At 49.8% G+C, this 25168-nt stretch carries 24 protein-coding genes and 1 pseudogene; 11 read left to right on the top strand and 14 right to left on the bottom strand.

What is annotated here, in order from left to right; all coding sequences use genetic code 11:
- Positions 1 to 75 precede the first annotated feature (75 nt).
- Positions 76 to 513: a DoxX family protein gene (locus EDM56_RS27650; protein WP_122921172.1), complete on the top strand. Its 438-nt coding sequence runs from the start codon at positions 76 to 78 to the stop codon at positions 511 to 513.
- A gap of 37 nt (positions 514 to 550) precedes the next feature.
- On the opposite strand, the gene EDM56_RS27645 is transcribed toward EDM56_RS27650, so the two are convergent.
- The 5 genes from EDM56_RS27645 to EDM56_RS27625 form a co-directional block, all read right to left on the bottom strand.
- Complete coding sequence (locus EDM56_RS27645) at positions 551 to 1756, bottom strand: D-alanyl-D-alanine carboxypeptidase family protein (RefSeq protein ID WP_122921171.1); 1206 nt, start codon at positions 1754 to 1756, stop codon at positions 551 to 553.
- A gap of 9 nt (positions 1757 to 1765) precedes the next feature.
- Positions 1766 to 2584 carry a GTP pyrophosphokinase gene (locus EDM56_RS27640; protein ID WP_122921170.1) on the bottom strand — a complete coding sequence of 273 codons (819 nt, stop codon included), beginning with the start codon at positions 2582 to 2584 and terminating at the stop codon, positions 1766 to 1768.
- Positions 2585 to 2698: 114 nt separating this feature from the next.
- Complete coding sequence (locus EDM56_RS27635) at positions 2699 to 3580, bottom strand: M23 family metallopeptidase (protein WP_246009565.1); 882 nt, start codon at positions 3578 to 3580, stop codon at positions 2699 to 2701.
- A 172-nt stretch (positions 3581 to 3752) separates the two neighbouring features.
- The gene (locus tag EDM56_RS27630; protein ID WP_122921169.1) at positions 3753 to 4022 is read right to left on the bottom strand and encodes a hypothetical protein; all 270 of its coding nucleotides are present in this window, start codon (positions 4020 to 4022) and stop codon (positions 3753 to 3755) included.
- Positions 4023 to 4048: 26 nt separating this feature from the next.
- Positions 4049 to 4132, bottom strand: a complete 84-nt coding sequence (locus EDM56_RS27625; RefSeq protein WP_122921168.1) for a YjcZ family sporulation protein — start codon at positions 4130 to 4132, stop codon at positions 4049 to 4051.
- A 210-nt stretch (positions 4133 to 4342) separates the two neighbouring features.
- On the opposite strand from EDM56_RS27625, the gene EDM56_RS27620 reads away from it, so the two are divergent.
- From EDM56_RS27620 to EDM56_RS27610, 3 genes are all read left to right on the top strand, one after another.
- On the top strand, positions 4343 to 4711 hold the full coding sequence (locus EDM56_RS27620) for a hypothetical protein (RefSeq protein ID WP_122921167.1): 369 nt from the start codon (positions 4343 to 4345) through the stop codon (positions 4709 to 4711).
- Between the two features lie 121 nt (positions 4712 to 4832).
- A complete protein-coding gene (locus tag EDM56_RS27615; protein ID WP_122921166.1) occupies positions 4833 to 5516 on the top strand; it encodes a response regulator transcription factor in 684 nt (227 codons plus the stop codon).
- Positions 5513 to 6610: a sensor histidine kinase gene (locus EDM56_RS27610; protein WP_122921165.1), complete on the top strand. Its 1098-nt coding sequence runs from the start codon at positions 5513 to 5515 to the stop codon at positions 6608 to 6610. The genes EDM56_RS27615 and EDM56_RS27610 overlap by 4 nt, the downstream gene beginning before the upstream one ends.
- An 83-nt stretch (positions 6611 to 6693) precedes the next feature.
- On the opposite strand, the gene EDM56_RS27605 is transcribed toward EDM56_RS27610, so the two are convergent.
- The gene (locus EDM56_RS27605; RefSeq protein ID WP_122921164.1) at positions 6694 to 6891 is read right to left on the bottom strand and encodes an alpha/beta-type small acid-soluble spore protein; all 198 of its coding nucleotides are present in this window, start codon (positions 6889 to 6891) and stop codon (positions 6694 to 6696) included.
- Positions 6892 to 7126: 235 nt separating this feature from the next.
- On the opposite strand from EDM56_RS27605, the gene EDM56_RS27600 reads away from it, so the two are divergent.
- Complete coding sequence (locus tag EDM56_RS27600) at positions 7127 to 7999, top strand: 5'-3' exonuclease (RefSeq protein WP_122921163.1); 873 nt, start codon at positions 7127 to 7129, stop codon at positions 7997 to 7999.
- A gap of 37 nt (positions 8000 to 8036) precedes the next feature.
- Here the strand turns inward: EDM56_RS27600 and EDM56_RS27595 are convergent, their stop codons facing one another.
- From EDM56_RS27595 to EDM56_RS27585, 3 genes are read right to left on the bottom strand one after another with little or no spacing between them, the layout of a single operon-like run.
- Positions 8037 to 9188, bottom strand: a complete 1152-nt coding sequence (locus tag EDM56_RS27595) for a glycosyltransferase family 2 protein (protein WP_122921162.1) — start codon at positions 9186 to 9188, stop codon at positions 8037 to 8039.
- The gene (locus EDM56_RS27590; protein WP_122921161.1) at positions 9185 to 10915 is read right to left on the bottom strand and encodes a hypothetical protein; all 1731 of its coding nucleotides are present in this window, start codon (positions 10913 to 10915) and stop codon (positions 9185 to 9187) included. The genes EDM56_RS27595 and EDM56_RS27590 overlap by 4 nt, the downstream gene beginning before the upstream one ends.
- 15 nt (positions 10916 to 10930) lie before the next feature.
- Entirely contained in the window at positions 10931 to 12235 is a 1305-nt protein-coding gene (locus EDM56_RS27585) for an AAA family ATPase (RefSeq protein ID WP_122921160.1), read from the bottom strand.
- 149 nt (positions 12236 to 12384) lie between these two features.
- Here EDM56_RS27585 and EDM56_RS27580 point away from each other — a divergent pair, with 149 nt between their 5' ends.
- The gene (locus EDM56_RS27580) at positions 12385 to 13782 is read left to right on the top strand and encodes a hypothetical protein (RefSeq protein ID WP_122921159.1); all 1398 of its coding nucleotides are present in this window, start codon (positions 12385 to 12387) and stop codon (positions 13780 to 13782) included.
- Positions 13783 to 13852: 70 nt separating this feature from the next.
- On the opposite strand, the gene EDM56_RS27575 is transcribed toward EDM56_RS27580, so the two are convergent.
- Positions 13853 to 14032, bottom strand: coding sequence for a DUF4025 domain-containing protein (locus EDM56_RS27575; protein ID WP_122921158.1), 180 nt, complete (start codon positions 14030 to 14032; stop codon positions 13853 to 13855).
- 202 nt (positions 14033 to 14234) lie between these two features.
- On the bottom strand, positions 14235 to 15638 hold the full coding sequence (amrA, locus tag EDM56_RS27570; protein ID WP_183192614.1) for an AmmeMemoRadiSam system protein A: 1404 nt from the start codon (positions 15636 to 15638) through the stop codon (positions 14235 to 14237).
- 141 nt (positions 15639 to 15779) lie between these two features.
- Between amrA and EDM56_RS27565 the strand changes: the two are divergent.
- From EDM56_RS27565 to EDM56_RS27555, 3 genes and pseudogenes are all read left to right on the top strand, one after another.
- Positions 15780 to 16127 (top strand): annotated as a pseudogene (locus EDM56_RS27565) (hypothetical protein); the annotation flags it as partial.
- 439 nt (positions 16128 to 16566) lie between these two features.
- The gene (locus tag EDM56_RS27560) at positions 16567 to 18366 is read left to right on the top strand and encodes an LTA synthase family protein (protein WP_183192613.1); all 1800 of its coding nucleotides are present in this window, start codon (positions 16567 to 16569) and stop codon (positions 18364 to 18366) included.
- 202 nt (positions 18367 to 18568) lie between these two features.
- A complete protein-coding gene (locus EDM56_RS27555) occupies positions 18569 to 19855 on the top strand; it encodes an MFS transporter (RefSeq protein WP_122921155.1) in 1287 nt (428 codons plus the stop codon).
- Positions 19856 to 19970: 115 nt separating this feature from the next.
- Here EDM56_RS27555 and EDM56_RS27550 read toward each other — a convergent pair whose 3' ends face one another.
- A complete protein-coding gene (locus tag EDM56_RS27550) occupies positions 19971 to 20468 on the bottom strand; it encodes a DinB family protein (protein WP_122921154.1) in 498 nt (165 codons plus the stop codon).
- A gap of 224 nt (positions 20469 to 20692) precedes the next feature.
- On the opposite strand from EDM56_RS27550, the gene EDM56_RS27545 reads away from it, so the two are divergent.
- Both EDM56_RS27545 and EDM56_RS27540 read left to right on the top strand, forming a co-directional pair.
- Complete coding sequence (locus EDM56_RS27545; RefSeq protein ID WP_122921153.1) at positions 20693 to 21331, top strand: GNAT family N-acetyltransferase; 639 nt, start codon at positions 20693 to 20695, stop codon at positions 21329 to 21331.
- A gap of 146 nt (positions 21332 to 21477) precedes the next feature.
- Positions 21478 to 21843, top strand: a complete 366-nt coding sequence (locus tag EDM56_RS27540) for an HsmA family protein (RefSeq protein ID WP_122921152.1) — start codon at positions 21478 to 21480, stop codon at positions 21841 to 21843.
- A gap of 147 nt (positions 21844 to 21990) precedes the next feature.
- Here EDM56_RS27540 and EDM56_RS27535 read toward each other — a convergent pair whose 3' ends face one another.
- Together EDM56_RS27535 and aguA are read right to left on the bottom strand one after the other, a co-directional pair.
- Complete coding sequence (locus tag EDM56_RS27535) at positions 21991 to 23628, bottom strand: AAA family ATPase (protein WP_122921151.1); 1638 nt, start codon at positions 23626 to 23628, stop codon at positions 21991 to 21993.
- Positions 23629 to 23916: 288 nt separating this feature from the next.
- A complete protein-coding gene (aguA, locus tag EDM56_RS27530) occupies positions 23917 to 25017 on the bottom strand; it encodes an agmatine deiminase (protein ID WP_122921150.1) in 1101 nt (366 codons plus the stop codon).
- Positions 25018 to 25168: the final 151 nt, after the last annotated feature.

Raw genomic sequence — 25168 nt, 5'->3', positions numbered from 1 at the left:
AAAACCTTTCATCGTTTACGAACCGACTGACGGTTTGTATAATGAAAGGACTGATCTTAAGCAGGAGGTATGCAAATGGCTCCTTTTCTCGCGCTCATCATTTCGTTTCTCGTTTTTCGCTTACTTGGCTTCTTCGGCTGGGCGTATGTGGCTGATTGGCAAGGTGCGTTGCGTTTAGCCGTAGCGGTCATGTTTTTACTTACTTCATCAGCTCATTGGGGCAAACGTCGTCCAGACCTAGTCCGCATGGTCCCGCCTATTTTTCCTCAAGCTGAAATGCTGGTCACTTTTACTGGCTGGCTTGAAATCCTCGGTGCGCTGGCCATTATCTTCCCAGGCACTTCTCGCTACGCGTCCACTGGGCTTGCGATTTTGCTGCTTATGCTTTTCCCCGCCAATGTGTACGCTGCACAAAAAAAGCTCACCCTCGGGGGCAAGCCGGTAACTCCTTTAGGATTACGCACCATTTTGCAGGTTGTCTTTTTCGCTGCGGTTGTACTTGCAGGCATGTGAATCTACAATTCTTCGCCCGAGATAGAAAAAAGCAGGCCTACCAATCGGCACGCCTGCGCATAGTTTGCTGATAAGCTGCTTTTCGCTTCCGCATCGTGCGTCGCACCGTATAGGCGAGCATGAAAACGTTCAAAAACAGCCACGCGAAAAACAGTAAAATATGTGGTAATGTATTGGCCGCCTTCGCCGTCAGCTGGGCGGCTTGTTCTTTTTCTTTTTGTCGTTCCGCTTGGGCTACCAACAGCTCCTGTTGGCTCGGTTCACGTGAGAAGTAGTACTCTTCTCCGGTGGAAACCTGCACCTCGAGCATGCTTGTCCCTTTCATTTGACGATGAATGGTGGCGCCGATCGGAACGGTGAGGTACAAATCTTTGTTAGCAAAGGCATCGCCTTTTGCGCTGACCTGCTTTGTTTCATAATGGGCAAAGCCGTAGTCAAGCATCGTGGTGACATCCTTGTAGGTGGCCGCGCTGGTATCCGCCATCATCGTAACTGCAATCAGTTCCGTATTACCTCGTTTCGCCGATGCTACCAGTGTGCTGTGCGCCTGGTCGGTGAATCCGTTTTTGATCCCCGTGGCGCCTTCATAGTTCGTGAGCATTTTGTTGTGGTTGACGATGACCGTTTTCCATTCGGCCCCATCCCATTTCAATCGTTTCGTACCGACGATCTTTCGGAAGGTGGGGTTTTTCATCGCATATTGTGCAATCTTGGCCATGTCAGCTGCCGTCGTGTAGTGATTGTCATCATGCAGACCATGGGGATTGGTAAAATTCGTATGTTGCACACCTGTTTTTTCTTTTATATATGCGGTCAACTTTTCGCCGAAATTCTCTGTGCTGCCCTCCATATGCTCCGCGATCGCAATCGCAGCATCATTTCCGGAGTTCATCAACAATCCATACTCCAGTTTTTCCAAGGGAACTTTTTCTCCCTCTGCCAGATAGACACGCGTTCCTTCTACCTCGCGGGCTTTTTTCGAAACCGTAACAATATCACTCGGATTCCCGTTTTCGATGGCATAGATGCCTGTGGCGATTTTGGTGATGCTGGCGGGGAAATGGCGGTCGTCCGGATTTTTCGCGTATAGAACCGTTCCGGTCGTACCGTCGATCAGGATCGCTGATCTCCCGTTGATCATCTCGTCGTTTAGATGGACATCCTCTGCAGCTTGGATATGCAGCTGCGGGAGGCACAGGGTCAAGAATGCACCTAGAAGCAAGTATCGTCGCAGTTTCTTCATTCGTTGTTTTTATCCTCCAAAACGTTTTCCAAGCAGGTCTGATATCATTTTAAATTTTGGGTTGTCCTGAAACGCACTTTCAAACCCGCTGACATGCTCCCGGTATAGCACGCCTGCCGATTCGAAATCTTGTTTGACATAAAGCGAAAAGATCTCCTCCAGGCGCTCCTCAAGGGAATTATCGAGCGGAGCCGGCGTCAAAATTTCCTGCCTAAGGCTATTCATCAGCACATCGAGCTGATTCGTGATGGTCGACGCTTCATTCAACTGCTGCAAGACATCCTGCGGAATGTTTCCCGCATACTTGTAGCGCAGCTCATGCTCATTGGTCGCCCAAAAATTCATTCCGAGCGTGCGAATCTGAATCTCACAAAACAGCGTTCGTTTTACACTACCATGATAGACGGTATACGAGCAAATCATATGGATGCTGCGATAACCTGAATCCTTTGGACTGGACAGGTAATCCTTGATGTCATGAACGGTAATGTCCTCACGCTCCAGGAGCAGCTGCTTAACCTCCAACACATCATCGATGTAACGGCAGACAACCCGCAGGCCGGCAATATCCGTAATTTCTTTATCGAGCCGTTCTGCCCACGTATCCTGGGTAAAATCAATTTCTTTTTCTACTGCCTTCTTCAATAGGCTGTCCAATTTTTTGACGCGCCCCACCACAAATTCAATCGGCGAATAGCGCCCGCTCTTCTGAAATCCGTACTTGATGCCCTTGAGCTTCAATTTCAGTTCGTCCACCGCTTGTTCGTACGGCGCCATGAAGGTAATCAATTGGTTAAGGACCTTTTTGGGAACTGTGTTTTTACTCATTGCAAAAAACCTCCGTTAAGCACACGAACTCTTGTATTATATAGAAATCTTTGTTCCCAGTTCAACACGGAGGTATGATTTTCCTGCCAGACGGAGAAGAAAACGCTTACACAGTTATTTCCAGTCAAACGGATTCGCTTGGAAAAATGGGTTCGGATTGATAAATGTGTTGCCGATGAGCATCGCGTAATGGAGGTGCGGCCCTGTAGAAAATCCGGTCGTTCCCACTTTGCCGATCACCTGCCCTTTTTTGACGATCTGCCCCGCTTTCACGTCGAGCTTGGACATGTGGCCATAGGAGGAGAAAACATTGAGGCCATGATCGATCATGACGGTATAGCCGGTCAAATACAGGTATTCCGCGAGCACTACTTTTCCGTTCTGGCTGGCCGCAACCGGCGTTCCTTCCTTATTGGCGATGTCGATGGCCAAGTGACGGCTTGAAATTTTGCCGTTCACAACACGTTGATAGCCGTACGGCGTACTAAGCCTGCCTTGGACGGGCATTTGGAACTTGTCGGTAAAATACGGCACGGCAGCTGATTGGGAGCGTGCTTTGTTAATTCGCTTCTGATCAGCTTCGATGCGCTTCGTATTTTGCTGCATCCCTTCCATTTGCTTACTCACGGTGATGCTGTCTTGGGCAAACGCCTTTTTTTGAATCGTGAAAACAGCTTTCGCCTTTTTGTCAGCCGTCACGATGCTATAAGTCGCCGGCTTAGCATCGATGGGAATCGGGATAAAGCGAACGAATTGATCACCTGATTTTTGCAGTGAATACGTTTTGTTCATCACGACGACTGAACCAGCCTGCTTACCTGTCACGAGCAACACATCCCCCGGCCCGATTGTCGACGGCTGGATGTGTATCGCAGGTGCGGTTGCAGTCGCAGTCGGAGCGATCGCAGGAAGCTGTGCCGCATTGGTGCTGCTAAGGCTTCCCGCCGCCAAAGCCAGGCTTGTACAAAAAGCAAACATCGCATTGCGCATTTTCATGTTATTACCACCTCACCCCTATTGTAACAAATCATATGTACGTTGGAGAATAAAACGTCGATCACAAAATCGGCTCCGCCAGGTCGATTGACGGAGCCTTTATCGCGCCACTGCCGCAGCACGACTTGAGGAACGCTTATTACGCCTGAGCAGGAGGCAGTATCCTGCCCCCTTAATCCGGCTTTTTCCCCTTTTGCTCCGCTACCATCATTTCCATGATCGCCTGAACATCATTTAGCATGCTGCTCGCGCGTTTGGATTGTTCCGTTATGTTCGCCAGGTTTAATGCCTTGATTCTGCTTTCCTGCTTCCATTTTTTATAAAGATCTTTCGTTTTTCCCGGGTCCGTCCGTACCTCGATCGCCCTCATGCTGTCTTTTAACAGCCAAGACTTGAATTCCGGAGTGAGGCGCAACAATCGTCTCAAGTCACTTCTGCGCATACGGTGAATCTCCTTTCAAAAGATGATCAGCAAATCGCTGCCAGCACGATTACAAGCAGGATGAACAGTACAAGCACCAAGATGAATTGATCATTGCCTCCGCATGACATTGACTCACACCCCCCCTGTTCGCGATCACACTATACCATATTACTAGTCCGCGAATGTGCTTGTGCGTTCGCACACCTCTACAAAGAAAGGCGGAAAAAACGGGCGTTCTTTACCTGCACTTCATAAATTTTCATTTTTTCTTCATTGCCTTTACAGTTTTCTCCTTTATAAATGTTGATGTAGAAACAATATGAATAGGAGAGATTCACATGAATAAAAAAATCGCCCTGCTCTGTTCCGTAGCGCTTGGTACTTCTTTGATGGCAGCTCCAGCTTTCGCTGCTGAAAAAGAAAAAGAAGCGGCGCCAGCGTTAAGCGTTTTTGTTGTCGGGACTGAAACTGTTACAAACAACACTGCTACTGACTCATCGATTCCAGTTGTTGACCATACAACGACAACTCCAGTGACGACCGAGAATCAAGCGACTACAACAGATACAACGACAACCGAAACAACGGAAACAAAATCACCGAACGTCATCGTAACTGATCCAACACCAAGCATTGCCCCTGTAAATCCGATGGACCCTTGGTTCCTTGTTCCTGTATACGAAAAAGATAGTGACAATCGCGAGTAATTCTCAAAAAGGAACCCTCTCTCGCAAGGGTTCCTTTTTTTGGTTTCTGTAGAAACGATAGTAGGATTACAAACCGAGTGAGAACAGCTATAATGTAAGCAATAAGATTGGGGGATTCACGATGGTAGGTACCAAAATCCTGATCGCTGACGATGATCACGATATCGTTGGCCTCATTGCCGAAAGTTTGGAAGATGAAGGCTTTCAAACCGTTGCCGCTTACAATGGACTGGAAGCGCTGGAAAAAGCAACTGACCCTTCCCTGTCGCTCATCCTTTTGGATATCATGATGCCGGGGATGGATGGTCTGGAAGTTTGCCGTAAAATTCGCAATGTCGTGTCGATCCCTATTCTGTTTCTCACCGCTAAGGACCGGGAACTCGATCGGATCATCGGACTCGAAATCGGCGCTGATGATTACATACCCAAGCCATTTAGCGTCAATGAACTGATCGCGCGCATCAAAGCGCACCTGCGGCGCGAAAACCGCCACATCGCTGGAAACCGGCTCATGACAATATCCAATTTGACTATCAATAAAGATACGTTTGAAGTGTTCAAAAATGGGGAAAAGGTTGACCTGTCGACAAAGGAATTCCAAATCCTCGTCTATTTGGCAGAGAACCGCAACCGTGTTCTTAGCCGAGAGCAAATCTACAACGCCATTTGGGGTGAAGCGTTTTACGGCGACATCAACACCGTAACGGCGCACATCAAAAACTTGCGGGCCAAGATCGACAAAGAAAACGAGCTGATCAAGACCGTTTGGGGCATGGGCTACAAATTCATCGAGGTACAAGCATGAAACTAAAAGCAAAAGGAAAGCTGATTCTTACCGTTTTCCTCGTGTTGTTCGCGTGCTTTACCGTCTTACTCGGTTATTATCGCTATTTTTACTTACACCGTGTCGCACAGGAGCTCAACAACCTGATCCAGCAAGGCACCCCTATCACACGTGAGCAGCTCAGTTCACTGAAAACAGAAAACGAAATGCTTTTCTTGTCCGGCGTCATTCTCGGTTCGGCGCTCTTAATCTTTTTATTTTTTGTATGGCGGCTTTTGCTCAATCCCCTGCTTTTCTTAAACCGCAATCTCAAGTACGGGAAAATCAAGGAATGGAATTCGATACCGGTAAACAAGCGCAAAGACGAATGGGACGAAATTTACCAGCAGGTCAAAGAGATGAACTACCGGCTGGAAGATACGAACCGGATCAAAACGCAAATGCTGTCCGCCGTTTCCCACGATTTGCGTACTCCGCTCACCTCGATTTGCGGATACATGGAGCGACTGATCGATGGAAAAGTGAAATCAGAGGAAAAGAAAGCGGAATATTACCACATCGTTTATAAGAAAGCGAAAGTGATCGAAAAGATCGTTTCCGATTACACCGAATATTTGAAGCATGAGGACAATCTCGTCTTCAACCGGGAAAAGGTGCACCTCAAACGTTTTCTGGAATCGATTTTGGAGGAATACAAGGAAGACTTTCACTTTGTCAACTCAACGCTGCGGATCACTTGCGAGGTGAAGGATGACTTTATACTTCCGCTGAATGAAAATCTGATGCGCCGTGTGTTTTCCAACCTGCTGGGGAACGCACTGGAGCATAATGACCGTCCGATCGTTGTCAGTTGCACCTGCTATACCAACCGCGATTACGTCACGATTCATCTGGAAGACAACGGCAAAGGCGTCCCTCCGGAAGATTTGGCACGGATCTTTGATAAATTTTATTGTGTCGACAAAGCTCGTTCGAACGAGCGGCGCGGCAGTGGTCTCGGATTGACCATCTGCAAACGGATTGTCGAGCTTCATGATGGGAAAATCGAAGCGTATCGCGCTCCTTATGGCGGGCTTGGCTTCACCATTCAACTGAAGCGTCCTGCAGCCAAATAAGCATGAAGGAAAGGGTCCCCTGTGGGACCCTTTCGCATCCAGATATGCAATTGAGGTTGCCTATCCGTTAACGGTAGAGACCGTTAGCGAGACAGTTGTTGCTCAGCAAAGCTTACCAGACGCTTGGTGATCTCTCCACCAACAGATCCGTTTTGACGGGATGTGGTGTCTGGACCGAGTTGTACGCCGAACTCAGATGCGATCTCGTACTTCAGTTGGTCCAAAGCTTGGTTTGCTTGAGGAACTAACAGATTGTTGCTACCACTGTTGTTGTTAGCCATTATGTTATGCCTCCTTAAGCGTTTTCTCCCGGGACGGGCTTGCACCGTCCAGCAGTTTGCTTTCCTCAACCGGAACCGGGAGTCGATATGAGTGTGTGGTGGGTGGTTCGTGTTACTATGATGCCTCTTATGCGCCGTTCCATTCATCCAATTCTTCTTGTAAAATCTGTCAGTGGATGCGATGTGTTATAATGGACAAGACTGTTTTGTGAACAAAGGAGAGTGAATGAGTTTCATGGCTGATCGATTCTTAATGATAGATGGAATGAGCTTTCTGTTCCGTGCTTATTATGCCTCATCATGGGGCGGCAGTATCCGACAGACCACGTCGGGTCTTTATACCAATGCCGTCTATGGCTTTACAAAAATGATGCTCGATTACGTGGATCTAGTGAAACCGACGCACGTGGTAGCTGCATGGGATGTCGCTTCCCGTGAGACATTGCTGCGCACCCAGTGGTATGATGGCTACAAATCAAACCGTGTGGAGCCACCGCTTGAGCTGATTCCGCAGTTTGATCTCGTGAAAGATGTGACAGCTGCATTCGCGGTGCCCAATATCGGCTTGCCTGGCTATGAAGGCGACGATATTTTGGGGACGTTGAGCACGCGGATCGCGGACGCCGGTCATGAGGTGATCATCGCCTCCGGAGATTATGACAGCTTGCAGCTCGTCTCGGACAAGGTGCACGTCAAAATTCTCAAAAACGGCGGCAAGCATGAGCACTACACCCCAGAAAACATGCATGAGCTGCGCGGGATCCACCCGCATCAAGTGGTTGATTTCAAAGCCTTGCAGGGCGATGCGTCCGACTGCATCCCGGGCTGCCCGGGGATCGGCGAAAAAACCGCGATCAAGCTGATCGGCGAGCACGGCAGTCTAGCGGGTATTTACGAAAATCTTACAGCGCTTACGCCAAAAATGCGCGCCAAGCTCGAAGAGCACCGCGAGCAAGTCTTTATCAGCCAAAAGCTGGCAACCATTTTGCGCGATGTGCCTGTTGAGCTCAATCTCGATGAGGCGCGCTGGCAGTACGATGAAAACACTGCGATTGCCAAATGCGAAGAGCTCGAATTCGGTCCGACCTTAATCCGTCGCGTCGGTTAATTCAAAAAAGAAGCCCTGTAGACCGAAGTCTGCAGGGCTATTTTTGTTTGAGCCACTCAATTGGATACAAGGTGCCGCGCCACATGATCCCTCCCCTCCGCCACGTCAGCCACGCTGCCCGAGCCAAAGCGTACAGCAAAAGCGGCACGGTGATTGGAAACAGAGCATAATAGCCTACCATCCGCCAACTCATCCGTCCGTGCAAACAGAAGTAAAGGAACGATGCGATGAGCATGACCGCGTAAATCGCACGTCCCCACCCTTCCGCCACCACAATCCCGATAAAAGGCAGCAAATAAAATGCGCCGAGCGGCAATAAGCCTGTCATGAGTATCGGGATACGGTACTCAAAGGGGGCAAGCGTGTTTTTTTCCAACCCACGCATCATCTCACGGATCGACGGATACCATTCCACTTCTAGAAGTTCTTCAGCAAACGCAAAGTCTTGGCGATATCCTTTGTGCTTGATCATGCGACCTAGCTTGAGATCGTCGTCGGGCCTCATACGGATCGGCTTGTGACCGCCTACGGCTTGATAGACCGATTTTTTCAACAGATTGAACGCACCAACACCCATATGGGCGTGGGAATGGGGGGATTTGGCATACTGCGGGCGAAAGAAGATCATCAAATTGAACATAAATAAAAAGACAAGCCCTTGCAAAAGTACGCCTTTCGCCTTCATCAGTGGAGCTGCGGCCAAATGATCAAGCTGCTGACAGACCGTATGGTTAATCGCGGTTTTTAGCGCGAGTGGATGAAACACAACATCCGCATCGGTAAACAACAGCCATTCCCCGGTCGCATTCGCCGCCCCTTTTGCCAACGCATGATTTTTCCCCAGCCATCCGGGAGGCAGGTCGGTGATTTCCATGATGGTAAGCGTTGGATGATCCCGAGCCGTCTCTTTCATCACAGCGCCGGTCTGATCTGTCGAGCGGTCATTGATCGCAATGATTTCCAAGTGAGGGTAATCGATGGCGAGAAGCGATCGCAAGCCCATGGCGATTGTTCGCTCTTCATTGCAGGCCGTTACGATAATCGAAACACGCGGCCAGCCTCCCGCTGGTGCTTCTGTCAGCCGACGCTCTACAGGGAGCGAAAGCCGCGTCATGCGCATTAACCCTGGTAGACCGATGGCAATTAAGCCGAGCCAAATGATGAGGAAGAGGATGCCGAGCAGGTTCACGGCTTCACCTGCCGCCTGTCCGCTTCAAACACATCGAGAAGCAAGCCCGTATTCTCTTCCGCTTCCGTCTCCCATGTCGTTGCAAATCGGACGCGGTGGGAAACGCCCAATATATCATAGGTTTGGACCAGATGCTGCCGCGCCGCGCCGACAATCAGGCTGTGCAGCTTGACCTGCTTCGTTTTGCCCAACTCCGCAAGCATCGCCTGCACATAGGGCGACACCGTTCCGATTCCATCGGTTACCATGACAAAATCGGCTCCTTGAAACTGCTTGTTCTCCTGCACGATATCAATGCCTCGTTTGAGTGGGGCATCAAAATGCGTTCCGCCGCCAAACGCCATTTGGCTGATCTGGTAAAAGGCCGGCCAGTTCGGTCTCCGATAATACAGCGGCTGCTCAAGCAGCTCCCCTTTTGTCCCGAACAAAAGCAGAACAAAATCGCGCTTCTCCATCAGACTGATCGCCGCAAACGTCATCACAAAAATTTGTGCCAGTCGCAGCTTGCCTCCGCGCATGGAGTGGGACGTATCGAGCATGCAGATGACCGGGCCTTTCGGCGGCTCCTCGACCCAGCCTTGCGTATCGTATGTCAGCAGCTTTTGCTCTACCCATTTGAGCAAAAAGTAGTTTTCCAGATCCGGGTCAGCAAGCAGCACCGCTTCGCTTGGCAGCAAATGAGCGATGTCTCCGGACTGGCGCAGATTGTCGTATTCCTCAGGCACAGCGCGGGCGCGGATTTCCTTGCGCCGGATGCGAAAATGCTGCACATTGCGCCCCACCTCTTCCAAAAAGCGAAGCAGGTCGGGATGCCGTTTGAGCTTTTCTACCCATCGCAAATATTGCTCATGCGTCTGTCTGCGCAGTTTGCCCAAATCGCTGCCCCAACGGCGGTTGGCAAAACGCTGGCTTGCTTCCAGAAGCTCATGCAAAAAACGGCTTTCCTCTTCTTCCGTGCCAAGTGTTTGTCTAAGCGAGTTTTCCAACCATTGCCCGAGCTCCTCTTCGTACGCCTCAATCGTTTTCTTCTCCTGGCGCACCAGCCGATCCCGCTGTTTTTCCCGCTGCGACAACTCTTCTTCCGTTTTTTTCAGCTTTTGCATCAGCTTGTTGCGCTTGTTAAAGTCGCGAGCCATTTCCTGCTGCAGGTTCTCGATCCGGTCCTTGAGCCCACGTATCTCTGCCTCCACCAATGGGCGGCTGTCGCTCGCTTCTTGTTTTTCTTCCACGACTCGTTTGCCCTGCTGCAGCGTATAGCCGACTAGCTGAAGCTGAGCAAGCTGCTTTTGCGTGAGCCGTTCCACCATCGATGTCGCCGGTTCTTCGCCCTGCTGGCCTTTTTTCTGCGACAGCCCTTGCATGAACGGACTTTGCTCCCCCTCGCGCTTTTTTACTTCCGCTGCAAAGCTCTCAATCAGCCACATCAGAGCTTTCAATGCGGTTTTGAACGCGGCACTCACTTGATTGATCGTCCGGGGGTGGATCGTCAAATAAAAATATTGCTTCCGCAACGTCCGCAACATCCATTTGTGAAACGGCGGCGCTTCTTTTGTCTCATCGACTTCCGGCTCCGCCAAATAAAAGCAGAGGAAAAAATCGGCGAACAGCTCGGTATCAAACCAGGGGGCCCGCAGCTTGGCTTCCGCCATCCATTCATGCGCAGTCTGCGATGAAAAAAGGTAGGCGTCAAACACATAGCGGTCCACCCGTGTCGATCGAATCATCATAAGACTCCCACCTGACTACAGCGTATAATCGTACTCGGCACCAGCAATATCTCGATCGAAGATGGTCCGGTACAAACCTTGCAAAATTTGTAGCAAACGCTCCCCTTCAATCCGCAGATGGGCGTATTTCACCGTATATTTTTCCGGCTGATAGATCAGATAATTTTTTTCACGGATAAAGGCCACCAAATCCCTTTCCGTCTGCTGCCAACTGATGAGCTTCGCTTTCAAGCTGCGCGCTGCTTCCTCAACCTCGGTGCGGCATGTTTCCAGCATCAGGCGGAATTGCTCCGCTTGCTCTTTGCCCATTTTGGCGCCGACCTCTTTTTTAAACTGAAACGCATGCAGGTCGCTTTCCTTGTCGAGCCATTTTTGCGCCAGCTGCTCATAATGGCGAAGCGGCAGTTCGCTTTGCGTTTCCGTTTTCAGCAGCTCCGTAAAACGCTTTTCAAACACCTGGCGAAGCACAGGCAAATCCTCCGGTACGTCCCACAAAAGATGCGGCGTATAGACCGTATCCCAAACGGTCACCATGTCGCGACCATTGATTGTAGCCGATGTCCGCCACACATGGCCAATCTTGCTCCAGCGGCGGTCGGAGAGGACGAATTCCCTCTCTTCCATGTCTTGTTTGAGCTGGTACAGGAAATAAACCAGCGTCTCAGGCACGGTCACCTGCTTGGCAGCAGCTTGCACATCTTTCACGTCATAGAGTGAGAACAGCGCTGGCAGCGGTTCAGACGGCAAGTTAAACATCGATTCGTAGCTTGAAGCCGTGTTCAAATAGCTTACTTCATAGCGGATCAGGAAGCGGTCGTACAATGCGGCCAACTGCTCGTTTTCGTCAGGCAGCTCATTGGATGCGGCGATAAGAAACAGAAGTGGCACTTGCTCTTTTTCTCTCCCGTTGAAATAGACACGCTCGTTCAATATGGATAAAAGCGCATTGAGAATCGCGCTGTTTGCTTTGAAAATCTCGTCAAGAAATGCGAATTGCGCGGCTGGCAAGTAGCCCGCCGTTTTGCGCACATACTGATCCTGCTTCAATTGCTGCAAGGAGACGGGACCAAAAATCTCATCGGGAGTGGTAAATCGCGTCAGCAAATAGTCGAACCAATGCGCAGAACCGAACAAATCCGAAATCGCGCGGGCAAGCTGTGACTTTGCCGTGCCCGGCGGACCGATCAGTAAAGCGTTTTCGCCGCTCAAAATGCCTAAGAACAAGAGACGGATCAATTCGCTCCGTTCCAGGAAGCGGCGCTCCAACTGGTGAATGGCGCTTTCGATATTGCGTTGCATCTGTGTCGTTTTGGGCTTCATCTCGTTCTTCTCCTCCACCATCTGAATATTGTTATAGTGACATATCCGGGGGCAAAAAGCCAGTCGCCGGGCTTTCACCCATGGGTTCTCCCATGCATATCCTGCTTAGTGACAACCAGATTTTCACGCTATGCAAAGGAGGGATTGAGATGGGTGTTGAATTATATTTTCTCCACTGGGTTTACGTGCTGTTCGTTCTACTGATTATCGCGATGATGATTATGAAACGAGACACCAGCCTCGTCAGCATCATCGGGATTGCTGTTCTCGGCTTGACGGCAACCGGCTCCATTTCCACATCGATCGGCGGGATTTTCGGCAGCTTTATATACGCCATCACTGAACTTTTACCTACTATCCTGGTCATCTGCATTATCGTCGCGATGAGTCAGGTCCTGACCGAAACCGGCATCAACGAATCGATGATCCGCCCGATGACCGCTCTGATCCGCAACCCCGCACTCGCCTATTGGGTAATCGGGATCGTTATGATGGTAATCTCTTGGTTTTTCTGGCCATCTCCTGCTGTAGCGCTCATCGGCGCTGTCATGCTGCCTGTTGCCCTACGGGTCGGCCTGCCCGCGCTCGGCGTCGCGATGTCGATGAACTTGTTCGGGCACGGCATCGCGCTGTCCGGCGATTTCATCATTCAAGGCGCTCCGACCTTGACGGCAAAGGCTGCCGGAATACCGGTGACCGACGTCATCGAAGCAAGCGTTCCACTCGTCATTGTCATGGGCGTCGTAACGACTGTGACTGCTTTTTGGCTCTTGTGGCGCGATTTAAAAAGTGGCAAATTGGTCGTTGATCAAAAAGCAGCTGTGGAGCAACCGCGCGGCAACGACAAAAAAAGAGTTGCACTACCGACCAGTATTCGCCGTACACTTTCGATTCTTGTGCCGATTTTGTTTCTTCTCGACGTCCTTGCGATGTTTCTGTTTGACTTGAAAGGCGGTGACGCAACCGCACTCGTCGGAGGCACTGCTCTCGTGATTTTGCTGATCGTCGCATTATTTGCACACAAAGGGGCCGGTCTGGAGAAAACGACCGAATTTTTGATTCAAGGCTTCCAATTTGGTTTCAAAGTGTTTGGGCCGGTTATACCCATTGCAGCGTTTTTCTATATGGGGGACAGCGGATTCGTAAAAGTTTTCGGTGAAGTGCTGCCACAAGGCTCACAAGGCATCGTCAACGACCTGGGCATCGCGCTCGCACATACGATTCCGCTTTCAAAGGAAGTAGCAGCCGTCACGCTCACCGCTGTAGGCGTGATCACCGGTCTGGATGGGTCCGGCTTTTCCGGCATCACCTTGGCTGGCTCGATCGCGCAACTATTCTCCCACGCACTTGGGACCGGCATCGCCACCCTCACTGCTTTGGGCCAAATCGCCGCCATTTGGGTCGGCGGTGGCACAATCATTCCGTGGGCACTCATTCCTGCGGCCGCCATTTGCGGTGTCGATCCATTTGAACTTGCCCGCCGCAATCTGTATCCGGTCATCGTAGGTTTGGTGATTACGACCATAGTCGCGATGTTTTTACTTTAAGTTTCTTGTAACGAATATTTAATTTATATATAAAAACCCCCTCACTTCATCAAAGGAGGGGGTTTTGTGGTTATTGCTCTTCCTTCGATTCCTCTAGTGCTTGGTCAATCGTGCCTTCGTTGTACACATCGCCGATTTGCTCCTGCGTGATTTCTTGCAGCCCCAATGACGGCTGTGTGCCGCCCCAATCCATCAGCATGTAGTCGGATTGCACCGTATCCTTCTGTTTGTGTTCTTGTTCATTTGCCATTTCATCTGCCTCCTTTATTGGGGAATCTTCCCGGTAGTTTGAGGAAAGGAGGCGTTTTTTATGTGTGGCATCTGACAAATTTACACAATGTGTCGATGAAAAGAATCGAATTTGTCACATTTTCGATTAAACAAATGTTTAATTTTGTCGATTACCGATGTCGCGATTTGACAGGGAACATCTTTGCCAAGTCGCCGCTACCCTATACATAACGTTGTACCCGAAATCGAAACATCCGTACATGTTCCTGCTCAGGATGAATGCCAGCCTTTTCTTTTGCATAATACAGCTGCTCCTCGACCGTATGAATCCCTTCCAAATTCGGCAAAAGCAGTCCGCTTCTTTGGCCATCCGACACAATCACCCCATAGACGCTCGGATCTAGCTCGCTTATGTCTTTCACTTCCTCCTCCGGTTCCAGTACATCGACACTATACGTAAGCTGGGACAACTCGTCCTCTTCGACCGGAAAAAACCGATCATCCTCTGAGCAAGCCGCAATGGCGTTCCGGACGATTTCGTCGGCGAGATGGTCTGCGGTCGGGCGAATTGTCCCAATGCAGCCGCGCAATTTGCCGTTTTGCTTGATGGACACGAAACAGCCGGCTTGCTGCTCGAATTCTGTAGGAACGGATGCAAGCTGGATCAACCGTTCCTCTCTCACGTACGTTTCGACAGCCATCCGGGCAAGCCGAACATGTTCCGATTCGCGCGCTCGTAAGCGGGCTATCGTTTCCTCCCGGCTTGCAATCATGCTCGGGAGTAGCGAGGGGGCTGAACCATGCTGGGGCTTCAAGGTTGCTACCGTATAACCAACTCCAAAGGGAGCTTCATATGACAATACGGAGCCTTTGAGCTCGTCTGTATCAAAAGCCCCGATAAGCAAAAACAACGAGCCGAGTGTGTCTTCTGCAGCACGTTCCAAAAAGTCAGGTGCCAACGTAAATAGGCTCATCCAATCCTCAAGCGAAAGGGCTTTTTGGAGGGCGGCATCAAATCGTTTACCTTCCTCGGTTGCGCCTGCTGGCGACTGTTCAACGAGCGCATGCGAGTTATCGCCGCTCGCGATGATCACCACTTTACGCCCAAGCAGCTCAATAGCTTTTCGTACGCACATCCCTGCCTGGTATACCCGTTCAAGCGGGAGAAATCCCGGGGCTAGCAGCACAATCTTTCCTGCATACCCGGCCTGTTGCAGGTAATGCAAGGGAACGATTGTCCCATAATCCAATTCGTGATGAATCTGGAATTTCCGTTTCAGGTGATCTTCCAACAGGATAAGCGGGACCCCTTCTTGCTTCCCTTGCTCTGCGATGGATGACGCAAGGGGACGGTCGTTTTGCGCCTGATACGACTCATCGACACCGAATGGTTTCAAGTCACCACGCAGGTCGTCACCGTCCATGATCACGATGGCATCCTCAAACATGGGGCCATGCGGCGAAACGATAATCACGACATCGGGACTGGCTTTGACAATATCCGCACACGTTTGCTGCATGGCAACCTGCGTATAATGCACATGTGACAATTCTTCTTTGCCAATCGATGGAATCAAAAGGGGCGGGTGAGGCATTAAGGCTCCAAACTCAATTGAAGGTGGCATGACTTCTCCTCCCGTACTACGTGCGTCTGCTTTTATTATCGTTTCAGGTGAGCGAAACATTTCAAGACGATGGATGAAATTTTCTTCCTCCTTCAATACTAAACGGGAGCAAAAGAAGGAACGGCATTGGCAGACATTCTAATGAGCCCTGAATTAAGAAAACAAGCGGATGAACTGATCAGCAGTTTGTCATTCACGAAAAATTTCCGTTCGGCGACAGCCGAGGAATGGTACGTATTTATACCCGGCTACCAAGATCCCCAAACCGGAGGGGCTTGTGGGAAAGTGATGATTCATTATAATCTGTATGGAAATAGCGATGTGTTCATCAACACGACCGTGATATTGGATGATCCCAATCTTTGCGACCCGAAGCTGCATCCGATAGTTTACGCGGTTGTGGATGAGATAGTCAATCGGCTCGTCGGTTATGCCGATACACTGCTTTCCGTTCACGCAGGCGCGAATTCGTATACAGCCGAGTACGTCAAGTTCATAATTAGAAAACCTGGCTACGCCATTCTTTTTGGAGGAGCCGCGGTTGCACAAAAAAACCGCTCGGATGAGCGGCTTTTTCATGTTACGAATGACTGCTGTCGTCTCTTACAACCTCTGTGTTATTGGACCATCCCCAGCTTTCTACCCCTGCTTCATTCCTACCCGCTTCTTCCTTGCGAGTGTTTTGTGCCGCTCTTTCAGCTAGAATGCTTGCTTCTGTGCTGATTTCTTTTTCCATGTCCCTCACCTCTCTTTCACTCTGCTTATTGATTGCCCTCGCTACGTCGATTACTGTGCCCTCATAACGGAAGAAATACGCAGTCGTATCTTACCTTTCACTCGCTTTTCCCTCAGGAGAATCGGGACATGAAAGTGAGGGGAACCTATGAAAGTCGAGCTTAGCCAAAGGCAACAGCAAGGAGGTGTTGGCTTGTTTTTTATTCTCACAGCTGTTTCTCTTTTGCTTAAAAGCATCATGCTTTACGGCTTTATTTTTGATCCCACACATACATCATTCCATTGGCTCACGGCCTATCGCGCGGTGAAACCCCAATTGCCTATATACACCTCATTTGTACTGTTTTTGCTCTCATTTGCCTTTTTGTGCAAACGAACGCTGCGGTTCTGGTATCTCATTGGTGTTAACGCATTGGTTTCACTGTTTTTTCTGATCGATTTATGGTATGTCCGCGCCTTTCAGACGCTCCCTTCATTCCATCAGCTCAGCCAATTGGGAAACTTGAGCAATTTATGGGGAAGCGTTCTCCTTTTGGTCCGGTGGATTGATGTGCTCTTCGTCGTGGACCTCGCAGCGTTTGGACTTTTGGCTTGGGGGCTATGGAGGGCGTATCGCACAACGCCCGTTCGGTGGCGGCTGTTTTGTTTCATAGCCGTTCCTACTCTTCTTGTTTTGCTTTACGTCCCGATCGGTTACAAGCTCCTTGGCAAAAAGGACGAAAAGGCGCTTTTTCAATTGTACGATCCGCTGATCACCTGCTATAATCTCTCACCCATTGGGTATCATGTCCTGGATAGCTGGCTGTTCCTAAAAGAAGGCAGGCCGCTCAAGCTAACACAACAGCGTCGACAGGAAATTCGGGAATGGTACGGCCGCAAACATGAACCGCTACCTGATACCCCGTACAAAGCGGCTGCGCGTAATCAAAATCTGATTGTGATCCAAGTGGAAAGTTTGGAGAACTTCGTACTAATGCGCACCATCGCCGGGCAAGAAATCACCCCGACACTTAACCGACTGATTGCCAACGGATTGTATTTCCCGAACCTGTATGAGCAAGTCAATCAAGGGGCTACCTCAGATGCCGAATTCATGACAAACACGTCTGTATATCCCCTTCGCAAAGGAAGCACTTTTTTTCGCTATCCAGGGAATTTTTACAAATCTCTTCCCTATTTACTGCGACAGCATGGTTATACCAGTCTCGCGCTGCATGGCGACAAAGGGTCGTACTGGAATTGGGCACAAGCGCTAAAGGCGATCGGCTTCGACCGAACAATTGATAGCAGCATGCTCAAAAACGAAGAGTCGATCGGGATGGGACTCAGCGATGCGTCTTTTTTCCGGCAAGCCGCACACATCCTGTCTGGCACGCGCCCTCCTTTCTACGCCTTTCTTGTGACAATGTCTAGTCATTCCCCTTACGACCTCCCCTCCAAATATCGGGGGTTGCGTCTGGACAAAGCGTTGGATCGGACGACGCTTGGCGGTTATTTGCAAAGCATTCATTACGCGGACGAACAGATCGGTCAATTTCTTGATCGACTTAAGCGTGATGGCATCCTTGCCAATAGCATGGTAGCGATTTATGGCGATCATGAAGGCGTACATAAATACGTGAACGAGCAGACCCGTGATTATCCTGAGTTCGCTAATGGCAAGCGGGTTCCCTTGATCATTAACGGATCCGGTGTGAAGCCCGCGACAATCGCGACCATCGGGGGGCAGGTTGATATTTTGCCTTCGCTTGCGTATTTATTGGGGATTGATGAGGAGGCATATCGGGATTCGGCAATGGGGCGAAATTTGTTGAAGACAAAAAGAAGCTATGCGTTTCTTGCTGATGGAACGTACATCGGGGAAGATTTAGAGCGGGAAAAACGGATGCTCGGTACTACTACACTGCGTATGGCGGATGAGATCATTAAGGGGGATTATTTTCGCGGGGATCAAGAGCGTACATGGGAAAAGAAGAATGTGCGAACTAAGTAATAGACCTGATTTCCCTATCTAGTAAGGAATTATTGCGGGGAGCACGCAAAAGTTTGCGGGTGGTGAGAGATTTCTTGCGCGATAGGCAGATTGTCGCCATCGTATGATGATGACATCCCGCTCATGTCGGCACTTACCATACCCTCTGTGGTGCGGGTTCCACACCCCAATATAATTTTAAAAAGAAAGGTGATGAACCAACATGCATCACTCGAGCCATGCTCACTCCCCACATTCGGCACATGCCAATAAGGCTAAAGAAGCTTCCTTGCGATCGTTTTTTGCCAACCGTTACGTCCAATCGATCCTGCTTTCGGCGGTATTCCTGCAACTCGGCATCTGGATCCGCAACTTTGCCATCCTGCTCTTCGTGACGGAGCAAACGAACAAGGATCCCGTTGCAATTTCCATGATCTCACTCGCCGAATTCGCACCCATTTTCATCTTCTCCTTCATCGGAGGAGCCTTTGCTGATCGCTGGCGGCCGAAGCGTACGATGGTGATATGCGATCTGCTCAGCGCGATTTCGGTATTTGGCGTACTAGCTGCGATGATGTTTAGCGGATGGCAAGTGATCTTCTTCGCAACACTGGTGTCCTCAATCTTATCTCAATTCTCCCAGCCTGCCGGAATGAAGCTCTTTAAGCAGCATGTGCAAGAATCCCAGTTGCAAATGAGCATGTCCATGTATCAGACGATTCAGGCAATTTTCATGATCCTTGGCCCGATGCTCGGAACGTTGATTTACTACCGATTCGGTATCCAAGCCGCCATTGGCATTATGGGCATCTGCTTCCTGCTGTCCGCTTGTGCGCTCTTGTTCCTGCCTGCGGACCAGAAAGTGGAGAAGGCGGCTCATCGAAGACAGTTGACACAGGATTTGAAACTAGGTCTTACATATGTCATTGCGAACAAACTGTTTCTCTTCATGGGCGGATTTTCTCTGGCTGCCGGTCTGGCCCTTGGCCTAATGAATCCCATGGCGATTTTCCTGGTTACGGAACATCTCAACATGTCGGCACAATCGCTTCAATGGTTCACAGCGGTCAACGGCGTTGGCATGATTCTCGGCGGGATGCTGGTGATGGGACTTTCACGTAAGATGACCCCTCAGACCATGCTGCTCGTCGGATTCTCTGCCAACAGCTTGGCTGTAGCGGCGATGGGCACGACTGAAATCGTTTGGCTGGTGATTGCCACCCAATTCCTGTCAGGTCTCATGGTGCCATTCATCCACGTTGCCTGCCAGACGATCATTCTGACTAGGGCCGATGAAGCATTTGTCGGAAGGGTAAGCGGCATCATCAGCCCACTCTTCATCGGCGGAATGGTGGTAACCATGAGTTTAGTCGGCCCGCTGAAGGCTGTGCTTCCGCTCAGCGGAATTTACGTAATGGCGGCTGGCTTGTTTGTAATCGGGGCGCTGGCATCTGTCCCACTTTTCCTGCACCGACACAGTCGCAATCACGTAACACACGGACGACAATAAGGAACGACTACGAAATCGTCGTTTTATTTTGCAAAAAAAGCGTTCGTCCCAAAAAAACAGTCGCAGTGTACCGGCGGTCATGCCGATGCCCTGCGACTTTTCGGCGCGTATTCGTTTATTTGCCTTCCTCGTCAGCCGAGGGACCGTAGAGGCCCGGCACTGGAATATCGAGAAGCCACAAATAAACTCCGAGCTGTGCCCGGTGGTGGACCATGTGGCTCAATCCGAAAGTGCGAAGCGCAATCGCCCGCGGTTGGCGCAGGATGATATGGTCGCCGTTCCGCAACGTCCATTCCTCGCCGAGCGTTTTCTCGTCGGATTCAGCTAACAGCTTTTCAAGCTTGACGACATTCGCGTCGAATTCCTCCAGAATGTCTGCGCGTCTTTCCAAAGCTTCCCGCCGAAGCGGCACAGTCGAAAGATCGAATTCCGGGGAAAGAAAAATCGCGACTTGCCAGTTCAATAGGTTGATCAAGTGCGTTGCCAGCCCGCCCAATGCCATCGATTTCACATGCGGCCTCCACGTCATATGCTCCTCGGGCAAGCACTCCAGGATGCGACGTGTAGCAGCGAACTCATGCATGGCGTCTCCGACAATAAGTTGCTTCACCATAGATTCCCTCCTCTCCCTCATATTGCTATCATACAATAAACTCGGTTGAGCGGAAAAGCTTGTCCCAGTCGTTCGGCATCGGAAGATGGAGCTTTAAGGTTGCGGACAACTAGTTGGTCCATAACTGTACCCGACAAAAGTGTAAAAATTGTATATTTTACAATGACTGATTTTCTCGTACCATGTGTCCATAACGAAAGAATATAGACAAGGTTGTGATACCAATGCTTACGCCAATTACCATTCGCGGAAATCTCGTCTGTTTGGAACCCATGACAATGGACCATGTACATGATCTTTGTGCCGCCGCTTCCGAGGACCGATCGACATACCATTTAACGAAGGTGCCCGATGGAGTGGATGATACGAAACGTTATATTGAAGGTGCTCTGGTTGCCTATTCGCAAGGACAAGAGCTGCCATTCGTCGTACGACACCTCGAAACGGGGCGTATCGTTGGCACGACACGCTTTCTCGATCTTGATGTGTTTTCGTCTTTGCCAACAGGAGCTTCCACTGGTCCTACCCCATCTGATGCGACTCCGCCAACCGTAGCCGAAATTGGCAGCACGTGGTACGCGGCTTCTGCTCAACGAACCGGCGTGAACACCGAGTGCAAGCTTTTACTTCTTACCCATGCGTTTGAGAAATGGGGCTCGATCCGGGTTACGCTGAAAACTGACGCGCGAAACAACCGCTCTCGCACGGCGATCGAACGGCTTGGTGCCAAGTTTGAGGGCATCCGCAGGGCGCACGTCCCCGCAAGTGATGGTGGTATTCGCGATTCGGCTTATTACTCCATCCTCGCTGCGGAATGGCCAGTGGTTCGGGCAAACCTGGAAGAGAAACTCGAGCGAGACTAAACCGCTTCTCTCTTTTCGGTTTATTTCGATAAAAATCCAAATAACCTAGGTTTCTTGTCACACGATTATCATCTGTTGTTCATCTCATGTTCATCTTTCTTTTCTAAACTGCTAAGCGTAGGCAAATGAAAAGGGAGATGAATTACATGTTAGCTATAGCCGTTATTTGCATCAATCTTGCGCTGATTGCGTATTCAATTGGAGTATGGAGTGAAAAACGTTCGGGGCAGCTCAAAGCAAAACACCTCGTTTACTTTGCGTTCGGGTTGCTTTTTGATACGGTCGGGACCACCTTCATGAAAATGCTCGCGGAAGGACCAGGCTTGAACCTGCACGGGATTACCGGTTTGGTGGCTCTGCTTCTGATGTTTTTCCACACGGTATGGGCTTGTTTCGTTTTATTCAAAAAGCAAGAAAAGCAAATCAAGCAATTCCATAAATTCAGTCTGTTTGTGTGGTGCGTATGGCTGATTCCGTATTTCATCGGGGTTGCCTTAAGCTTTATCAAATAAGAAACGTCACTTCTAGGGTGAACACCGGCGTAGACATGATTGTCTACGCTTTTTTACCTGGTGCCAACTTTGCCCGAGTCAATTTTCCGGAACATGCAAAAAAGAGCTGAATCATCACGACCCAGCTCCCCTCACTATAAAGAAAACTTACTGTTCTCCTAACCCGTTCCCATACAAGTGCTGATACAGTTCTTCAATCTCCTCGCCCGTCAAATCGCCACGCTTCAACAGTTCTTCCGCGATGGAGTGGACGAAATCGGCGTATTGCTGTACCAACTGTTTCACCTCAATCATCTGTTCATCCAGCAACTTGTTGATTTTGGGACGGAGCGCCTTAAGCCCGTCGATGCGCGACCCGGAGGCAAGCCAGCTGAACAGTTCATCTCCCATTCCAACGATGCCGAGATACACTCCTGCCAGTTCTGTCGCATGCTGCAGGTCGGACGTGACGCCGTTCAACTTTTTCCCTAAAAAGATTTCTTCCACCGCGCGGGCAGCCAGACACACCTGGATTTCCGCCAAGATTTCACTGTCGCTGCGGTTATATCGTTCATGCGTCGGCTTGGTCGCGGCGAGTCCGAGTGCTCCGCCCCGCCGGATGATAGTGACCTTCCAGACGCGTTCATGTGGCTTTAATAAAAACTGCGCGACAGCGTGGCCAGCTTCATGGTACGCTACGTTGCGCTTCTCGTCATCGCTCATCGATCTGAGCGGTTGCTTGATACCCCATTCATACGTCTCCATGGCGGAGCGAAAGTCTTCGTAATTCGCGACCTGTGCTCCCCGTTGATGGGCGATGACGACCGATTCGTTGACGATGTGCTTGATTTGCGCCGGACTGTACCCAATGGTATCGAGTGCGGCTTTTTCCGGCGTGAGCGACTCGTCGTGCTTCACTTTTTTGAGATAATACTGGAATACGTCGACCCGCCCGTCATAGTCAGGCGCATCCACCCAAAGCTGACGATCGAAACGTCCAGGGCGCAAAAGCGCGGAGTCGAGCACATCCGGTAGGTTCGTCGCGGCGATCGTCATAACGGCGGGACGCTCCGCTTTTTTGCGGCGCAGACCCAATGTCCGCAGTAGCTTGGCGATTTTGGTGTTGTCGATGTTCGGTGGATCCATCTGCAGCAGCAGCTCGTTGAGCAAACCGGCACCGCCCATTCCAAGCATCCCGCCCCCCATACCGCCTCCACCTTGCCGTTTCATCCCAATTGCATCGATCTCATCGATGAAAATAATGCAGGCGCCATACTCACTTGCCCGCTTTCTCGCTTTACGATACAATCCCATGACCTTGAGGTTGCCGACGCCGAAAAACATGTTTTGAAAGCTCGGTGCGGACGCGTAAGCAAATGGGACTTGTGCTTCATTGGCGATTACCTGGGCCAAGTACGATTTCCCTGTGCCCGGCGGACCACAGAGGAGCAAGCCGCGAATCGCTTCGCCCCCCATCTCCTTGAATCCTTTTACGCCTTTCAGCAGGGTGACGATCCGTTTGGCATTTTCGACGATTTCCGGGTTTCCCCGATAATCCTCCCACGTGGAACCTGTCTCCCCAGGCAAAATCCAATACGTTCGGCCGCGGGCCAAAAACCAGAAGAGCGCGACAAACTGGATAATGACAAACAGAATAGCGAAAAGCAATTGAAACAAGAGGCTGACAATGCTTAATGCGATAGCCCAGTAGGTCGGTCCACCTGTCACTAATATGATGCCGAGTGTGAGCAGGATTACGAGCCAGAGGATAACCTTACGCCACTTGATCCACTGATAGCTCCTCATGGCACCACTCCCTTTTTGCGGAATATTTAGATTATTATGATATGAAATTTCAACTCCCGTGGTGCTTTGGACATGTATGACAAGTTTCGGGTAGACAAGGGAGAACTGGCAGTGACTCCTTTCCAGTTTATTCAAAAAGACAAGCCGTTCATGTCAGAAAAGGTTTGCAAGGTGAAGGGCTACGTGTTCCCTAAAATGGCATGAAAAATGCCCACAATCCCTTGATGAAAAAGGAAATGTGGACATCAATCTTAAAAACCTTGTGCGATCAGGCTTTTTCTTTTGGAGTCATGGTCGAGGCTGTGCCAATGTCATGCAGTGAATGTTTCCGCCGCTGAGCGACCACTCTTTTGTCGGGAGACCGATAATTTTTCGATCCGGCATAATTTCTTGATATTTCTGAATGGCTTCTTGATCACGGGGGTCATTGAATAAAGGAACAAGGTACCCGCCGTTAACGAAATATCCATTGATATACGTGACCGCCAATGGCTGATCGGCTTCACGAGGGGCTGCATCCGCAACAACATCAAAACCTTTGTTCTCTGCTTCCGTGATATGAATGACCTCGGGGATATGAATTTTGTGAATCTCAAACGTTCTTCCTTTCGCATCTGTTTCATTGCTTAAGGTTTCATACGCTTCTTTGAATACAGGATACTGCGGATGATTTACATCATCGACCCAAGAAAGAGCGATGACTCCAGGTCGGACAAAAAAACAAATATCGTCAATGTGACCATCCGTTTCATCATATAGCATGCCTCTTTTAATCCAGATTACTTTTTCCACACCAAGATAGTCTTTACAATTTCTTTCGACTTCTTCCTTTGACATATCTCCATTTCTGTTTGGATTGAGATTGCATTGCTCTGTCAAAATGATGGTGCCTTCTCCATCTACTTGCGTCGCACCACCCTCAAGAATAAAATGGCGTGCGTCATAAGAATCCATATTTTCAAGTTCGAAAAGTTTTTGGGCAAATTGCTTATCTAAGTCCCAAGGAAAGTAAAGCCCTTCACCTACTCCTCCGTACGCATTAAACCCAAAATGGACCCCTCTCATGTCACCTTTATCGTTGATCACGTAAAAAGCACCTTTGTCTTGCGCCCACGATTCGTTTGTTGACATTTCAATGACTCGCACTTTTTCGGATAAACGTGCTCTTGCATTTTCATATTGCGCTGCTGAGCATATGACCGTCATTTCCTCATACTCGGCAATCGCATTTGCAACAATCACACATACTTCTTGTGCGGGTTTACCGCCATTTCGGAAGGCAAATCCTTTTTCGGGCCAAATGATGAAGGACCCCTTGTGCGGTTCAAATTCTCCCGGAATTCGAAAACCATCTTTTTTTGGTGTGGAATCTTTGATTACTCTTGCCATGGTATCTCTCCTCTTTTCCCTGTACATGATAAATGCATAATGATTTACGTTGTGGCGCCACGATAATAGTGCCGCAATATGTAACGTTTTCGAATGCGTGCTTCACAGTTCTGGCGTTTTATTCATTTAATATCGAAAGACAGACCGGCCG

Origin of the sequence: Brevibacillus fluminis, from assembly GCF_003710825.1 — a bacterium.
Classification (GTDB): Bacteria; Bacillota; Bacilli; order Brevibacillales; family Brevibacillaceae; genus Brevibacillus_D; species Brevibacillus_D fluminis.
Note: the sequence above shows the minus strand (reverse complement) of the source record. Positions and strands in the feature narration are given on the sequence as shown.

Excerpts from the sequence above, each read along its gene's own strand:
- EDM56_RS27540 (WP_122921152.1), top strand. The coding sequence starts at position 21,478 with ATGTTAGCTATAGCCGTTATTTGCATCAATCTTGCGCTGATTGCGTAT.
- EDM56_RS27580 (WP_122921159.1), top strand. The coding sequence starts at position 12,385 with ATGGGTGTTGAATTATATTTTCTCCACTGGGTTTACGTGCTGTTCGTT.
- EDM56_RS27555 (WP_122921155.1), top strand. The coding sequence starts at position 18,569 with ATGCATCACTCGAGCCATGCTCACTCCCCACATTCGGCACATGCCAAT.
- EDM56_RS27545 (WP_122921153.1), top strand. The coding sequence starts at position 20,693 with ATGCTTACGCCAATTACCATTCGCGGAAATCTCGTCTGTTTGGAACCC.
- EDM56_RS27620 (WP_122921167.1), top strand. The coding sequence starts at position 4,343 with ATGAATAAAAAAATCGCCCTGCTCTGTTCCGTAGCGCTTGGTACTTCT.
- EDM56_RS27575 (WP_122921158.1), bottom strand. The coding sequence starts at position 14,032 with ATGGCAAATGAACAAGAACACAAACAGAAGGATACGGTGCAATCCGAC.
- EDM56_RS27625 (WP_122921168.1), bottom strand. The coding sequence starts at position 4,132 with ATGTCATGCGGAGGCAATGATCAATTCATCTTGGTGCTTGTACTGTTC.
- amrA (WP_183192614.1), bottom strand. The coding sequence starts at position 15,638 with ATGCCACCTTCAATTGAGTTTGGAGCCTTAATGCCTCACCCGCCCCTT.
- EDM56_RS27640 (WP_122921170.1), bottom strand. The coding sequence starts at position 2,584 with ATGAGTAAAAACACAGTTCCCAAAAAGGTCCTTAACCAATTGATTACC.
- EDM56_RS27550 (WP_122921154.1), bottom strand. The coding sequence starts at position 20,468 with ATGGTGAAGCAACTTATTGTCGGAGACGCCATGCATGAGTTCGCTGCT.
- aguA (WP_122921150.1), bottom strand. The coding sequence starts at position 25,017 with ATGGCAAGAGTAATCAAAGATTCCACACCAAAAAAAGATGGTTTTCGA.
- EDM56_RS27605 (WP_122921164.1), bottom strand. The coding sequence starts at position 6,891 with ATGGCTAACAACAACAGTGGTAGCAACAATCTGTTAGTTCCTCAAGCA.
- EDM56_RS27630 (WP_122921169.1), bottom strand. The coding sequence starts at position 4,022 with ATGCGCAGAAGTGACTTGAGACGATTGTTGCGCCTCACTCCGGAATTC.
- EDM56_RS27610 (WP_122921165.1), top strand. The coding sequence starts at position 5,513 with ATGAAACTAAAAGCAAAAGGAAAGCTGATTCTTACCGTTTTCCTCGTG.
- EDM56_RS27650 (WP_122921172.1), top strand. The coding sequence starts at position 76 with ATGGCTCCTTTTCTCGCGCTCATCATTTCGTTTCTCGTTTTTCGCTTA.
- EDM56_RS27535 (WP_122921151.1), bottom strand. The coding sequence starts at position 23,628 with ATGAGGAGCTATCAGTGGATCAAGTGGCGTAAGGTTATCCTCTGGCTC.
- EDM56_RS27615 (WP_122921166.1), top strand. The coding sequence starts at position 4,833 with ATGGTAGGTACCAAAATCCTGATCGCTGACGATGATCACGATATCGTT.
- EDM56_RS27645 (WP_122921171.1), bottom strand. The coding sequence starts at position 1,756 with ATGAAGAAACTGCGACGATACTTGCTTCTAGGTGCATTCTTGACCCTG.
- EDM56_RS27635 (WP_246009565.1), bottom strand. The coding sequence starts at position 3,580 with ATGAAAATGCGCAATGCGATGTTTGCTTTTTGTACAAGCCTGGCTTTG.
- EDM56_RS27585 (WP_122921160.1), bottom strand. The coding sequence starts at position 12,235 with ATGAAGCCCAAAACGACACAGATGCAACGCAATATCGAAAGCGCCATT.
- EDM56_RS27590 (WP_122921161.1), bottom strand. The coding sequence starts at position 10,915 with ATGATGATTCGATCGACACGGGTGGACCGCTATGTGTTTGACGCCTAC.
- EDM56_RS27600 (WP_122921163.1), top strand. The coding sequence starts at position 7,127 with ATGGCTGATCGATTCTTAATGATAGATGGAATGAGCTTTCTGTTCCGT.